This window comes from Caballeronia sp., assembly GCF_028292365.1.
In the GTDB taxonomy this organism is placed as follows: Bacteria; Pseudomonadota; Gammaproteobacteria; order Burkholderiales; family Burkholderiaceae; genus Caballeronia.
Genome location: NZ_JAQGMM010000361.1, coordinates 1 through 12669, shown reverse-complemented (window position 1 = coordinate 12669; position 12669 = coordinate 1). Strand labels below are relative to the sequence as shown.

The following is a 12669-nucleotide window of genomic DNA, read 5'->3' as shown; positions in this document are numbered from 1 at the left end:
TCAGGCAGCGTCTTGCACACGGCGAGCCGGATCGAGTGCGGCGCGAAGCCGTGCGGCCTTTCATGCAGCCAACAGGCTAGCGATAGGCCACTCACGCACCGATCTTAACGGGCAGGTGCCAACGCCTACATGGCGCCAAAATGGCAGAAATGTCAGGAAACGAATCTTTCCTCAGATTTGTCAGAGGCAAACGTTTTCGTGCAATCGGGCTGATTTTCATACCCGATAAAAATAGAAGGCTTCATGCCAGTTTCGACTCCACCCATGACACAAAAGCGGCCACTAGCGGCGCTTCGGTGAGCTCATGGCGGCGCACCCAGTAATACGCATGCTTGGCCGGCACAGTGATACGAAACGGACGAACGAGCGTGCCATCGGCGAGATCGTCGCGGGCGGAAAAGCTATCGCCTAATGCTACGCCTTGTCCCCGTATTGCAGCTTCGATTCCCACATGCGCAATGCCGATTTCAAGAATCCGCAAACCTTCAAGCTTGTCGGCTGACGCCTCTGCCAACCATCGCATCCACGACCCGGCATGCTCGCAAAACAAGGTCCGGTTCGCCAGGTCCTGCACCGTGCGAAGCGCGCGCGGCCCGTTCATCAACGCCGGGCTCACGACGGGAAACAGGACCGGATGCGTGATGAGCTTCACGTCGCGATCGCGCCAGCGGCCCTCGCCGTATCGGACGCACAGGTCGACATCGGATGAGTAGATTTCCTTATCATCGTTGGACGGGATCAGTTTTAAGTTGACTGCGGGGAATTGCTCGAGGAAATCACCGATATGCCGCGCGAGCCACCGCGAGGTGAACAACATCGGCGCCGATACCGCCAGATCCCCCGCAATGACCGGCGAGTCCAGCCTGACCACGGCGGTTGCAATCATGTCGAACGCGTTCTTGACCGGCTGCAGCAGTGCCTCCCCGGCAGGCGTCAGTTTCACCCGCGCCTTTGAGCGAATGAACAACGCCACGCCCAAGGTGCTCTCCAGCACACGGACCTGATGACTAACGGCGCTTGGTGTGACGTTGAGCTCCTCGGCGGCACTCGCAACTGTGCCATGGCGAGCCGTGGCTTCGAACGCACGCAAGGGATTGAGCGGGGGCAGCCGATGGCGCACGGGTAAATCCGGAGAGCGTGGAAAAAGGGGAAGATGCTGAGAAAAATTTGATTTAAAGCGAATTTAATTCTCTCTACAAGCAAAAAATTTGTTTGCGTAAGCTTGGCGTCATGAGCTGAGCGTCATTCCGAAACACTCTTGGTTAGGCACCTTCCAGGCAAACGCATGAACACTACCGACACAACAGAACGCCTTTGGGGCGGCCGTTTCAAATCAGGGCCCTCGCTGGCACTGGAAAACCTGTCCCGCTCAGACCCGAGCTTCTTCCGTCTTGCTCCCTACGATCTCGCCGGCTCGCGCGCCCATGCAAACGAACTGAAGCGCGCCGGAATCCTCACCGCCGACGAGCTTCAGCAACTGCTCGACGCGATGCAGCAAATAGAGACCGAGTTCGTGGCGGGCGACCTCGCCCCTATCCTTGCCGACGAAGATGTCCATACCTTCCTCGAGCGCGAACTGACCCAACGGCTCAAGGCAATCGGCGGGAAGTTGCGCGCCGGCCGCTCACGCAACGATCAAGCGGCGAACGACCTGCGTTTATATCTGCGCGACAAGGCTCGCAAGCTGGCGTTAGCCGTGATCGAATTGCAGCACGCGCTGGTCGAACAGGCTGAAGCGCATGTGGAAACCGTCACCGCCGGCTTCACGCACTTGCAGCCGGCACAGCCGATCGTTTTCGCCCATCAGTTGCTCGCCCACGCGCAGTCGATTTATCGCGATGTCGACCGGCTGGTGGACTGGGATCGCCGCAGCGCGCGTTCACCATTGGGCGCGGCGGCGCTGGCGGGGTCCGCAATCTGCTTGCGGGCCGATCTGTCCGCGTTGGAACTCGGCTACGACGGCCCGTGCGAAAACTCTATCGACGCTGTCGCCTCGCGCGACCACGTTGCCGAGTTCACGTTCATCACGAGCATGCTGGCGGTGAACCTGTCGCGGCTCTCGGAAGAAGTCATCCTGTGGACGTCGAGACAGTTTCGCTGGGTCGAACTCGACGATGCTTATGCCACCGGCAGCTCAATCATGCCGCAGAAGAAGAACTCGGATATTGCCGAGCTGACGCGTGGAAAGGCTGGCAGGTTGATCGGCAACCTGAGCGGTTTGCTCGCGACGCTCAAGTCGCTGCCGCTGGCTTATAACCGTGACCTCGCGGAAGACAAGATCGCCGCGTTCGACAGTATCGACACGCTCTATCTTGTCTTGCCTGCAATGGCCGGTATGATCCGCACCATGCACGTGAACGCGGATGAAATGCGGCGCCAGGCACCGCTCGGGTTTACGCTCGCCACCGAAGTCGCGGACTGGCTCGCGCTGCGCGGCGTGCCGTTCAGCGAAGCGCACGAGATCACCGGCGCGCTGGTGCGGGCCTGCGAACAGCAAGGCATTGAACTGGGCGATGTGTCGGTGGCAACGCTCGCAGCCGTGGATGCGAGACTTGAACCCAGCGTCCTCGATCACGTCACGCTGGATGCCGCGGTGGCGGCGCGCAGCGGTTATGGCGGCACGGCGCCGGCACGCGTGAGTGAACAGATCGCGCGCCTGCGCAGCGCTATTGAAGAACAAGTCGCGTGGGCGGCTTACTACAAGGGACCTTCATGCTGAGCGCATCGAACGACCGTGCATCGGCGGCCGGCAACGCCGACAGCTTCACCGATATCTCGCACTTCGAACACGTTCCGCGGCGCTACTACGGGCGTTACCTCGCCTCTGTCGTTATCCTTGCGATCGTGGCGTATATCGTCGTGGCGTTTGCGCGCGGACAGATCGACTGGGTCGTCGTGGGGCGATTCCTGACAGCCAAGTCGATCCTCAAAGGCCTCGGCAATACCATCGTGATGACGATCCTCGCAATGGCGCTGGGCATTGCGCTTGGGGTCATCGTCGCGATCATGCGGCTCTCGACCAATCCGGTCATGCAAGCGGTCGCGCATGGCTACGTGTGGCTGTTCCGCGGCACGCCGGTGATCCTGCAATTGTTGTTGTGGTTCAACCTCGCGCTGGTGTTTCCGGTCATGGGCATTCCCGGCCTGTTCGAATTTCGCACGGTCGACATCATGACGCCGTTCCTGGCCGCCCTGCTCGGACTCGGGATTAATCAGGGTGCCTACACATCGGAAGTCGTGCGCGCGGGGCTGCTCTCGGTGGACACCGGCCAGTACGAAGCGGCGAAGTCTATCGGCATGCCCAAGCTCCAGGCGCTGCGCCGCGTGATCCTGCCGCAGGCCATGCGCGTGATCGTGCCACCTATTGGCAACGAACTGATCGGCATGGTGAAGCTGACCTCGCTGGCAAGCGTGATCCAGTACGCGGAAATGCTCCACAGCGCCGAGAACATCTACTATGCGAACGCTCGCGTGATCGAATTGCTGATGGTCGCGGGCGTCTGGTATCTGGTCATTGTCACGGTGCTTTCCTTGCTGCAGTCGCGGGTCGAACGGCGCTTCGCGCGAGGGGCGGGCCGCCCACCCGCGAAGCAGTAATAGCAGTGACTCCACTCAACCGCGAACCCAGGCAACCATGAACCCACTAGTCAAAGCGGTCGACCTGCGCAAGTCCTATGGCGAGTTCCAGGCGCTGCACGGCATCAACCTCGACGTGGCAAAGGGCGAAGTGCTGTGCATCATCGGGCCGTCCGGCTCGGGCAAAAGCACCTTCCTGCGCTGTATCAACCAACTCGAGACCATTTCCGGCGGTGCGCTGTGGGTGAATGACGAACTGGTCGGATACCGGCGCGTCGAGAACAAGCTTTATCCGCTCTCTGAAAAGCAGATGGCGCGGCAACGTCTTGCGACGGGCATGGTGTTTCAGCGCTTCAATCTTTTTCCGCACATGACGGCGCTGGAAAATGTGATCGAAGGGCCGGTCCAGGTATTGAAGAAGAAAAAGTCCGAGGCAATTGAAGAAGCGCGCGCATTGCTGACGCGTGTCGGACTCGGTCACAAGTGCGACGCGTTCCCGGTCGAGTTGTCGGGTGGCCAGCAGCAACGTGTCGCCATTGCACGGGCGCTTGCCATGCACCCTCAACTCATGCTCTTCGACGAACCCACCTCCGCTCTCGACCCCGAGCTGGTCGGCGAAGTCCTGAGCGTGATGCGCGACCTGGCCAAGAGCGGCATGACGATGATCGTCGTCACGCACGAGCTCGGCTTCGCGCGTGAAGTGGCGAACCGCGTGGTCTTCATGGACCAGGGCAAGGTGGTCGAAAGCGGCTCGCCCGAACAGGTGTTGTCGCGACCGCAACAACCGCGTACTCAAGAGTTCATTTCAGCCGTGCTTTCCTAGCGCTAGGGCGCGTGTTGCAACGGCTTCCACCCTTCCGTCAACCTCATGTTCAGGCGACTTTTATGATCGATTCCTTGTTCCGGCGAACCCTTGTCACCCTCGCGTTCAGCGCAGTATCGCTTGGTGCATCGTTAGCTCATGCGCAGACGCCCGTGGCGGGCAACGGCACGCTCACGGCCGCTATCGTGCCGAACTATCCGCCATTCGAATACAAGGACCCGGCAACCGATGAACTCACCGGCTTCGACGTTGACCTCGGCGTCGCGCTGGCCGCGAAGATGAGTGTGAAACTGAAGTGGGAAGAGACCAACTTCGACCAGATGATGAGCGCGCTGACCACGCATCGGGTAGACGTGATCCTGTCGGGCATGACGGATTTGCCGACCCGCCGTGACGCGGTCAACTTTCTTGACTACATCAAGTCCGGACCGCAGTTTTACACGCTGAAGGCGCGCGCCGGCGACTTCCCGTCGATCGAAACAGTATGCGGCAAGCACGTGGGCGCGAGCCGCCGCACGTCGTGGCCCGACGACATCAAGACGTGGAGCGACGAGCACTGCGTCAAGGCGGGAAAACCGGCTGTACAAGTGGTGGGTACGGATGGATCAGCGGACGCCCGCCTGCAGTTGCGCCAGGGACGTATCGACGCCGCCGTGCAAGGCGGGGAGACGCTGCCGTACCAGAACACCCTTGAGAAAGATGCGTACGCGCCGATCGGTCAGCCGTTCCTGTCGCAATACACGGCTATTGGCATGTCGAAGAACAGCCCGGCTTTAAACGATGCGCTGAGCCAGTCATTCGGCAAGCTGATCGCTGACGGCACCTATGCCAAGATCCTGAAGAAATGGGGCTTGCAAGAGCATGCGGTGTCGAAGGTCATCATCAACTCGAAAGAATAAGAATGCGAGCGTCAAAGTTTGATCGACGCATACGGAAACGGGCGTTGTCAGGGAACCCTGACAACGCCCGTTTTAATCATCAAGCTTCAGATCACTTTTCGACCTGACGATTCCAGCGCGCGTCCCATTGCGGACGATTCGCGTTGATCACATCCCAGTCCACCACGTTGACCTTCTTCACGAGGTCGTCGAGGTTACCGAGTTGCTTCTGCATCGTATCGGGCATTGTCGCCTGGCGGTTCGTGGGAATCTGGCGGCCTGCGCTCGCTGCCTTGCTTTGTGCCGACGCCGAAATCATGAACTGCGCAAGCTTTTGCGCGAGCGCCGGATCGGGGTTGTTCGCCACCACGCATTCATCAACAAGCAACAGCACCGGCCCTTCCTTCGGGTTCACGTAGGCCACGGGAATGCCCTTCGCCTGGAGGTCACCCACTGCAGTCGGCGTGAGCGGGAACAGGCCGGCTTGTCCGGTCTGAACCATCTCCGAGATCTTCGCCGAGTTCGGGATGTACTCGATCACATTGCGGCCCACGGTGCTCTGCCATTTCGTGAAGCCCGGTTCGACATTCTTCTCAGAGCCGCCTTCGAGGCGGTTGATCATCAGGAAACCGTGCAGGCCGAACGTGCTGCTCGAGGCCGACTGGAACACGACCTTATCCTTGTATTTCGGATCGGCGAAATCGAGCCATGATGTAGGCGGCGCCCAGCCGTTGGCCGTAAAAAGTTTCGTGTTGTACGCAATGCCGGTCATGCCGAGTTGCACGCCCGCGCCAATATCGTCCTTCATGCGCGCGAACGGATAGAGTTGCTTGAGCTCGGGGCTGTCGTCGAGTTTTTGGCAGACGCCCATGCTGACTGCGCGGGCCATCACGCCATCGTCGAGGAACACTACGTGGATTTGTGGTTTGGCTTTGTTCGCCAGCAGCTTCGCGAGAATGTCTGAGGACGTGCCGGGCACGACTACCACTTTTACGTTGTTGGCCTTTTCGAATTCGGGCAGGACCTCGCTCGTGTAGGCCTTTTCCATCGGGCCGCCGTTCATGCCGATGTAAATGGTTTTGGTGTCGGCTTGCGCTGAGGCGGAGAAGGCTGCTGCGCACAAGGCCGCAATGCCCACGCTGGCTACTGTATGAAACGCTTTCATTTACTGATCTCCTTCATAAGGTGGTCCTGCCAGATTTTGTTCGCACTTTTTTTGGGGGCCGCTCAAGCAAATCTCTCGATTGAAAACGCTTCGATCGGCGTGCTCGTCGTTCCGTCCACAACAAGGTCGGAAAGGACCGCTCCAACCCCTGGGGCAAGCAGGAATCCGCCGCCCGAGAATCCAAACGCATGCAGCAATCGCGACGTAGTCCGGCTAAAACCGATCACCGGGTTATCGTCAGGCGTACTACCTTCAACACCGGTCCAGGTCCTCAACAGCAACGCATCTTTCAACGCCGGCAAAAGTGCACACGCCGCGCGCATCACCGTGCGAGTAGTCTCCGTGAGCGGCTGTGCATACTCACCATCCCCAATCCCACGACCGCCGCCAATCACCACATTCCCGCGCGTCACCTGACGGGCATAAATGCCGCCGCCATAGACCCCAAGATTGTGATCGATGAAATACGGCAGCGGCTCAGTCACCCACATGTTCGGATAGATCGGCTCCATCGGAATGGTCTCGCCAAAGTACCCGGCCACCGTGTTACCCCACGCGCCAGCAGCATTGACCAGCCAGTCGCTCTGAACCTCGATCGCAGCACCCGAGTCATGCCGCGCCTCGACAACAAACCGATCCCCCGCACGCACGATGTTCGTGACCGTAGTCTGCTCACGGACATCAGCACCGGCTGCACGCGCCGCGCGCGCGAACGCGGGCGACACCACGCGCGGATTGGCATGACCGTCGCCGGGACACAACGAGCCACCCACTGCAGCCGCCCCAAGCCACGGGTAACGACGCCTGAACGCAGGTCCGCTCATCACTTGCAAATCGAGTCCGAACGGGTTGGCAAGCTGCGCGTACGCTTCGAGCGCCGCCAGATCCGCCTCGCTGCGAGCCAGCCGCAAATGCCCGGACACAACGAACTCTCCATCGGTGCCCACGAGCTCCGGCAACTGGTCCCAGATCGATCGTGCACGCACCGCCAGGGGTAATTGTTCAGCCGGCCGCCCCTGACGGCGCACGCCGCCGTAGTTCACACCGCTCGCCTGCGCGCCGCAATAACGTCGTTCAAAAAGCCCGACCTTAAGCCCGCGCTTTGCCAGCATCAAGGCTGTCGATGATCCCACCAACCCACCGCCCACGACCAGCACATCAAACCGCAAAGTCTCAGTCATCACGTGCGTGCTCCGGGATGGCGGCGAGCTGATCCGCTTCGGATGTCTCGTCCATCATCGCCATCGATAAAGGCACAGGTTTAATCGGCGCCTGTGCGCGCAAACGTCCGACTTCGGAGATCGGTTTGCTCGTCTCCGCGCTCAGCAATTCCGCCGCTGCCGCGCCGCACATGCGCCCCTGGCAACGACCCATGCCCACACGCGTAAGCGCCTTCAGCCGGTTGATCTCGCTAGCTTCACCAGCACGGACACAACGGCGCAGCGTGCCGGCATCGATCTCCTCGCAACGGCACACCGTCATGTCGTCCGGCCAGTTCGAAGCGCAATCGGCGGGCGGCGCAAACGCCTGTTCCAAGCCGATACGAAACTTGGCGATATTCGCCAACTGCCGGTCCAGCTTCGCAGCCTGAGCCTGAACGTCAGCGTTCTCAACCCGATGCCCGAGGTCTTCCAACATCGCGAGCGCCGCGCGACGGCCAGCCAGTTCCGCGGCATCCGCACCGGCGATACCCGCGCCATCGCCGGCGAGATAAACGCCCGGCACCGAACTGCGACCGGCTGAATCGCGCTCCGGCAGCCACGCACGATTGAGCGGATCGAAGCGAAATCGGCAGCCCGCCAGATCGGCAAGCTGCGTTTCGGAACGTAGGCCATAGCCAAATCCAACCGCATCGCAGGGAATGGTCAGCTCTTGCTCGTCACTGCGATAGGTCATCGCCTGCACGGCTTGGTCGCCCGTGGCGCGCACGAGCGTTACGCCACGTTCGATACGAACCCCGTGCGCCATCAGCCAGCCGACGTAATAGAGGCCCTTGGCGAACGTGGACGGTTGCCGCAACAAACGTGGCGTCGCGGCGAACTGACGAGAGAATGGATTGGTGTCGAGCACCGCCTCCACCTGCGCGCCCGCCTTCGCGTATTGATACGCCACGAGATAAAGCAACGGCCCGGTTCCCGCCAACACCACGCGACGTCCAATCGAGCAGCCCTGCGATTTCAGCGCAATCTGCGCAGCGCCAAGCGTGTAAACGCCCGGCAGCGTCCAGCCCGGAAACGGCAAAACGCGGTCTGTCGCGCCCGTCGCTATCAGCAAGTGCGAATAAGGCACCGTTCGCTGGCGTCCGGCGTGCAAGGTATCGAGTTGCGCGGCGCCGCATCCCCACACCAGCGTGTCCGGTCGATAGTCGAGCTTGGAAAGCAACCCCGCCATGGTCGAATGCACCGCGTCGGCCTTGCCTGCTTCCATGCCATACAGCAACCGTTTGCTGCGGGCAAAACCTGCATCGGCCGGCGGCTGGCGATAGATCTGGCCGCCCGCACGCGGCGCTTCATCGATGACGATCGGCGCAATGCCCGCCGCCACCAGCGTCTGAGCCGCACGCACACCAGCCGGCCCCGCACCTACGATGACGACCCGATGCATGCTTTTTTTATCGATCGTCGTACTCACGTTCCGGTCGCTCCGGCAGGCCGGGTCATGACGCGCAGGCCTTCTTTGACGAAGGTCGAGCACGCCCTGATTCGTGTGCCCTCTTCCAGTTGTACCCAGCAGTCCTGGCACGCGCCCATCAGACAGAATCCTGCACGCGGTTCGCCACTGAACTCGGTGTCGCGCACCCGCCGTGTGTGCAGGAGGATGGCGCTCAGCACCGTATCGCCGGTTAAGGCTGTGATCGCTACACCATCCAGCGTCAACGTCACCTGCTTGCGATGCACTTCCGTAAGACGCACGAATTGCGGCGCGGCATCGGTTGCGGTATGTGGCTGTCCGGTGAGTGTTGCGCTGGGAAGGTTTGTCATCGCGTAGAGTGAAGTCGGGGGGCTGAGCGAATCAATGTGTACCGATCAGGATCCGGTTCAGTCCATACACGCGGTCGAGCACGATCATCGCGCCGGCCGTAATAAAGATAACGAGCGCGGATACGGACGCCATCATGGGGTCAATCGATTCCGTCGCGTACATGTACATGCGGACCGGTAACGTAATGGTCTGCGGCGAGGTGACGAAGATCGACATGGTCAGTTCATCGAAGCTATTGATGAACGCAAGCAGCCAGCCGCCCGTGATGCCGGGCAGGATCATCGGCAGCGTGATACGGCGAAACGATGTCCATCGATCCGCGCCTAAAGACTGCGCCGCGTGCTCAATGCTGCGATCCATGCCGCTCACCGAAGCCAGCACCAGCCGCATCACGAACGGCGTGATGATGATCATGTGCGCCGCGACGAGCCAGGTGAACGAGCCGGTCGCGCCGATCATCGCGAAGAAACGCAGGAACGCAATGCCGAGCACGAGGCTTGGAATCACCAGCGGCGAGAGGAACAATCCATTGAGGAATTCGCGTCCCGGAAAACGCTCCCGACCGATGGCAAGCGCCGCCGGCAAGGCCAGCGCGAGCGACAGCGTAGCCGACGCAAACGCCAGCCTGATGCTGTTGAAAAACGCCGAGATGAAATCCGGGTAGTCGAGGATCGCGCGGAACCAGCGCAGCGAGAAGCCATGCGTGGGCAACGTCAGCGTCTGGTCCGGCGTGAACGCAACCAGCACGATGATCACCAGCGGCGCCAGCACGAACAGGATCACGAGCGTATGAAAACTCAAGGCAACGAGGCCGTTCTTTCGCATTGCAGCGGTCTCCTTTCCTTAACCGAGGCTTCTGGAGTAACGACGCTCCAGAACCCGGTAATACGTGATCATGATCACGAGGTTCGCGATCAGCAACAGGATCGCGATGGTCGCGCCGAGCGGCCAGTTGAGCGAGCCGAGGAATTCATCGTAGACAGCGGTGGCCGCTACTTTCAGGCGACGGCCCCCAAGCAGGCCGGGAATTGCAAACGCGCTCGCCGACAAGCCGAACACCATCAAGCTGCCCGACAAAATGCCCGGCGCGATCTGCGGCAACACGATGCGTCGCAACGTGGTTGCAGGCGACGCCATCAGTGAGAGCGCCGCGTTTTCCACTTGCGGATCAAGCTTCTGCAGCGAGGTCCAGACAGGGATCACCATGAACGGCAGCATCACGTGAACGAGCGCGATGACGATAGCGAAGGTGGTGTACTCCAACTTGTACGGACCCATGCCGAACAGCCCGAAGAACTGATTCACAATACCGCCCGTGTTGAGCAACATGCTCCAGCCGAACGCGCGCACCACGACTGACACAAGCAGCGGCGCGAGGATCACGAGCAGGAACATCGAGCGCCACGGGTCACGCATGCGGTACAACACGTACGCTTCAGGCGCACCAATCGCGACGCACAGCAAGGTCGTCAGGATCGCGATGCCGAACGTACGCGCGAAGATGGTCTGGTAGTAGCTGTCCGTCAGGACTTCAACATAGTTGCCGAACTGGAACGCCGCGATCGGACCACTGGCCGGATCGAAGCGATAGAACGTCAGTACAACGGTCATCGCGAGCGGCGTCAGCACGAGGACCGCGAAGAGGATGAACGCTGGCAGGCTCATCAGCCAGGGCGGCACAAAGGCGTGCCATGGCGCGCGATCGTTCTTCAGCGCGCCGCTATTGTCGGGACCCGTCGAGTCGATGGTACTAGCCATGGCTCACTTCCTGAAGCACGCGCACGGCGTCACGATGCCAGTCGATACCCACCATCGCGCCTTCGGCCACGGGTTCGGTACCTTCGTTCTGGCTACAAACCAGCACTTCACCAATGGCGGTATCGACGCGATAAAGCCATTGGCTGCCGAGGAAAAAGCGGCTGGTAACGGTCGCCGACAAGCGCCCCGTTCCGACCGCGCACAAGTGCAGTTTTTCCGGGCGAATGCATAACGTCACCGTATCGCCTTCGCGCCACACCGTGCCCGCTTCGATGCAGGCAATGCCGGTCAGGTCATGCCCGAGATCCACATGCACTTCGTTGTGACGCGCCTCGGTCACCTTGCCCGCGAGCATGTTCGCCTTGCCGATGAACTGCGACACAAAACGATTCTCCGGCCGCTCATACGCGCGATACGGCGAGTCAACCTGCGTCACGCGCCCTGCTTCCATCACGACCACGCGGTCACTGATGGACAGCGCCTCCGATTGATCGTGCGTGACCATGACCGTCGTCGTGCCGACCTTGCGCTGAATCCCGCGCAATTCAAACTGCATCTCTTCGCGCAGCTTCGCGTCGAGGTTGGACATCGGTTCATCGAGCAGCAGTACCGGCGGCTTGATCACCAACGCGCGTGCAATGGCCACTCGCTGCCGCTGACCGCCCGACAGTTCACGCGGATACCGCGCCGCCAGTGCATCGAGCCGCACGAGCGCCAAGGTCTCGCGAATCCGCTCCGCGCATTCAGCCTTGCCGATACCGCGCATTTCCAGGCCGAAGCCCACGTTCTGCGCAACCGTCATGTGCGGAAACAGCGCGTAGCTCTGGAACACCACGCCCAGGCCGCGCTTGTTCGGCCGCACGTTCGTGATGTCCTTGCCGTCGAGCGATATCCGCCCGCGCGTGACATCGATAAAACCCGCGATCATTTGCAGCGTCGTCGTCTTGCCGCAGCCCGAAGGCCCGAGCAGGGAAACGAATTCGCCTTTTTCAACCGAGAGGCTCACGTCGCTCACGGCGTTCAGGTCGCCGTAGGCTTTGGTCAGTTTGTCCAGCACGAGAAACGACACGGTGGCCTCCAGGGTCTAGCAGAAAAACAATTGAACGGACGCAGGGTATTCACGCAAAAAACAGCACGTGGACAGGCGGAACACGCCTCTGATGCAGAGGGGTCAAACAGGACAAGGGACAGAGTCGAGTGCAACGAGTGCAACGAGCGCAACACCGGGGGATGACCGCGGAGGCCTTTCGTCCGCTTGGCAAGCGCCGCGGTTGGCGCGTGCAAGCGGACGAAAGAAGTGGCGAGGGGGTGGGACGCCAGGTTTAAATCTTTCTGTGCTTCTAATTCAATTACATCAAACGTCGAACTTCACGCCTTGCGCAAGCGGCAACTCACGGCTGTAGTTGATCGTGTTGGTCGCGCGGCGCATATAACCTTTCCACGCATCGGAACCCGATTCACGGCCGCCGCCCGTTTCCTTCTCACCG

The 12669-nt window shown here is 60.8% G+C and carries 12 protein-coding genes; 4 read left to right on the top strand and 8 right to left on the bottom strand.

Annotated features, from left to right (window positions below):
• Positions 1–241 precede the first annotated feature (241 nt).
• The gene (locus tag JWR14_RS22080) at positions 242–1120 is read right to left on the bottom strand and encodes a LysR substrate-binding domain-containing protein (protein WP_277036473.1); all 879 of its coding nucleotides are present in this window, start codon (positions 1118–1120) and stop codon (positions 242–244) included.
• A gap of 165 nt (positions 1121–1285) precedes the next feature.
• Here JWR14_RS22080 and argH point away from each other — a divergent pair, with 165 nt between their 5' ends.
• The 4 genes from argH to JWR14_RS22060 all read left to right on the top strand — a co-directional run bounded on the left by argH (position 1286) and on the right by JWR14_RS22060 (position 5298).
• Positions 1286–2719, top strand: a complete 1434-nt coding sequence (gene argH, locus JWR14_RS22075; protein WP_299711507.1) for an argininosuccinate lyase — start codon at positions 1286–1288, stop codon at positions 2717–2719.
• Positions 2713–3597, top strand: coding sequence for an amino acid ABC transporter permease (locus tag JWR14_RS22070; protein ID WP_277036479.1), 885 nt, complete (start codon positions 2713–2715; stop codon positions 3595–3597). Before argH ends, JWR14_RS22070 begins: the two co-directional genes overlap by 7 nt.
• A gap of 37 nt (positions 3598–3634) precedes the next feature.
• Positions 3635–4399, top strand: coding sequence for an amino acid ABC transporter ATP-binding protein (locus JWR14_RS22065; RefSeq protein WP_299711502.1), 765 nt, complete (start codon positions 3635–3637; stop codon positions 4397–4399).
• 62 nt (positions 4400–4461) lie between these two features.
• Positions 4462–5298, top strand: a complete 837-nt coding sequence (locus JWR14_RS22060; protein WP_299711499.1) for an ABC transporter substrate-binding protein — start codon at positions 4462–4464, stop codon at positions 5296–5298.
• A 91-nt stretch (positions 5299–5389) separates the two neighbouring features.
• On the opposite strand, the gene JWR14_RS22055 is transcribed toward JWR14_RS22060, so the two are convergent.
• The 7 genes from JWR14_RS22055 to JWR14_RS22025 all read right to left on the bottom strand — a co-directional run bounded on the left by JWR14_RS22055 (position 5390) and on the right by JWR14_RS22025 (position 12251).
• The gene (locus tag JWR14_RS22055; RefSeq protein ID WP_299711496.1) at positions 5390–6442 is read right to left on the bottom strand and encodes an ABC transporter substrate-binding protein; all 1053 of its coding nucleotides are present in this window, start codon (positions 6440–6442) and stop codon (positions 5390–5392) included.
• A 62-nt stretch (positions 6443–6504) separates the two neighbouring features.
• Positions 6505–7623, bottom strand: coding sequence for an FAD-binding oxidoreductase (locus tag JWR14_RS22050; RefSeq protein ID WP_299711493.1), 1119 nt, complete (start codon positions 7621–7623; stop codon positions 6505–6507).
• On the bottom strand, positions 7616–9046 hold the full coding sequence (locus JWR14_RS22045) for an FAD/NAD(P)-binding oxidoreductase (protein ID WP_299711534.1): 1431 nt from the start codon (positions 9044–9046) through the stop codon (positions 7616–7618). Before JWR14_RS22045 ends, JWR14_RS22050 begins: the two co-directional genes overlap by 8 nt.
• A 23-nt stretch (positions 9047–9069) precedes the next feature.
• A complete protein-coding gene (locus tag JWR14_RS22040; RefSeq protein WP_277033760.1) occupies positions 9070–9423 on the bottom strand; it encodes a (2Fe-2S)-binding protein in 354 nt (117 codons plus the stop codon).
• 31 nt (positions 9424–9454) lie between these two features.
• Complete coding sequence (locus JWR14_RS22035) at positions 9455–10249, bottom strand: ABC transporter permease (RefSeq protein WP_277033763.1); 795 nt, start codon at positions 10247–10249, stop codon at positions 9455–9457.
• 18 nt (positions 10250–10267) lie between these two features.
• Entirely contained in the window at positions 10268–11182 is a 915-nt protein-coding gene (locus JWR14_RS22030) for an ABC transporter permease (protein ID WP_299711478.1), read from the bottom strand.
• Positions 11175–12251: an ABC transporter ATP-binding protein gene (locus tag JWR14_RS22025; RefSeq protein ID WP_299711473.1), complete on the bottom strand. Its 1077-nt coding sequence runs from the start codon at positions 12249–12251 to the stop codon at positions 11175–11177. Before JWR14_RS22025 ends, JWR14_RS22030 begins: the two co-directional genes overlap by 8 nt.
• Positions 12252–12669 lie beyond the last annotated feature (418 nt).

What these genes read in the sequence shown, in the direction of transcription:
- argH (WP_299711507.1), top strand. Translation starts at nt 1,286, where the DNA reads ATGAACACTACCGACACAACAGAACGCCTTTGGGGCGGCCGTTTCAAA.
- JWR14_RS22070 (WP_277036479.1), top strand. Translation starts at nt 2,713, where the DNA reads ATGCTGAGCGCATCGAACGACCGTGCATCGGCGGCCGGCAACGCCGAC.
- JWR14_RS22065 (WP_299711502.1), top strand. Translation starts at nt 3,635, where the DNA reads ATGAACCCACTAGTCAAAGCGGTCGACCTGCGCAAGTCCTATGGCGAG.
- JWR14_RS22060 (WP_299711499.1), top strand. Translation starts at nt 4,462, where the DNA reads ATGATCGATTCCTTGTTCCGGCGAACCCTTGTCACCCTCGCGTTCAGC.
- JWR14_RS22055 (WP_299711496.1), bottom strand. Translation starts at nt 6,442, where the DNA reads ATGAAAGCGTTTCATACAGTAGCCAGCGTGGGCATTGCGGCCTTGTGC.
- JWR14_RS22050 (WP_299711493.1), bottom strand. Translation starts at nt 7,623, where the DNA reads ATGACTGAGACTTTGCGGTTTGATGTGCTGGTCGTGGGCGGTGGGTTG.
- JWR14_RS22045 (WP_299711534.1), bottom strand. Translation starts at nt 9,046, where the DNA reads ATGCATCGGGTCGTCATCGTAGGTGCGGGGCCGGCTGGTGTGCGTGCG.
- JWR14_RS22040 (WP_277033760.1), bottom strand. Translation starts at nt 9,423, where the DNA reads ATGACAAACCTTCCCAGCGCAACACTCACCGGACAGCCACATACCGCA.
- JWR14_RS22035 (WP_277033763.1), bottom strand. Translation starts at nt 10,249, where the DNA reads ATGCGAAAGAACGGCCTCGTTGCCTTGAGTTTTCATACGCTCGTGATC.
- JWR14_RS22030 (WP_299711478.1), bottom strand. Translation starts at nt 11,182, where the DNA reads ATGGCTAGTACCATCGACTCGACGGGTCCCGACAATAGCGGCGCGCTG.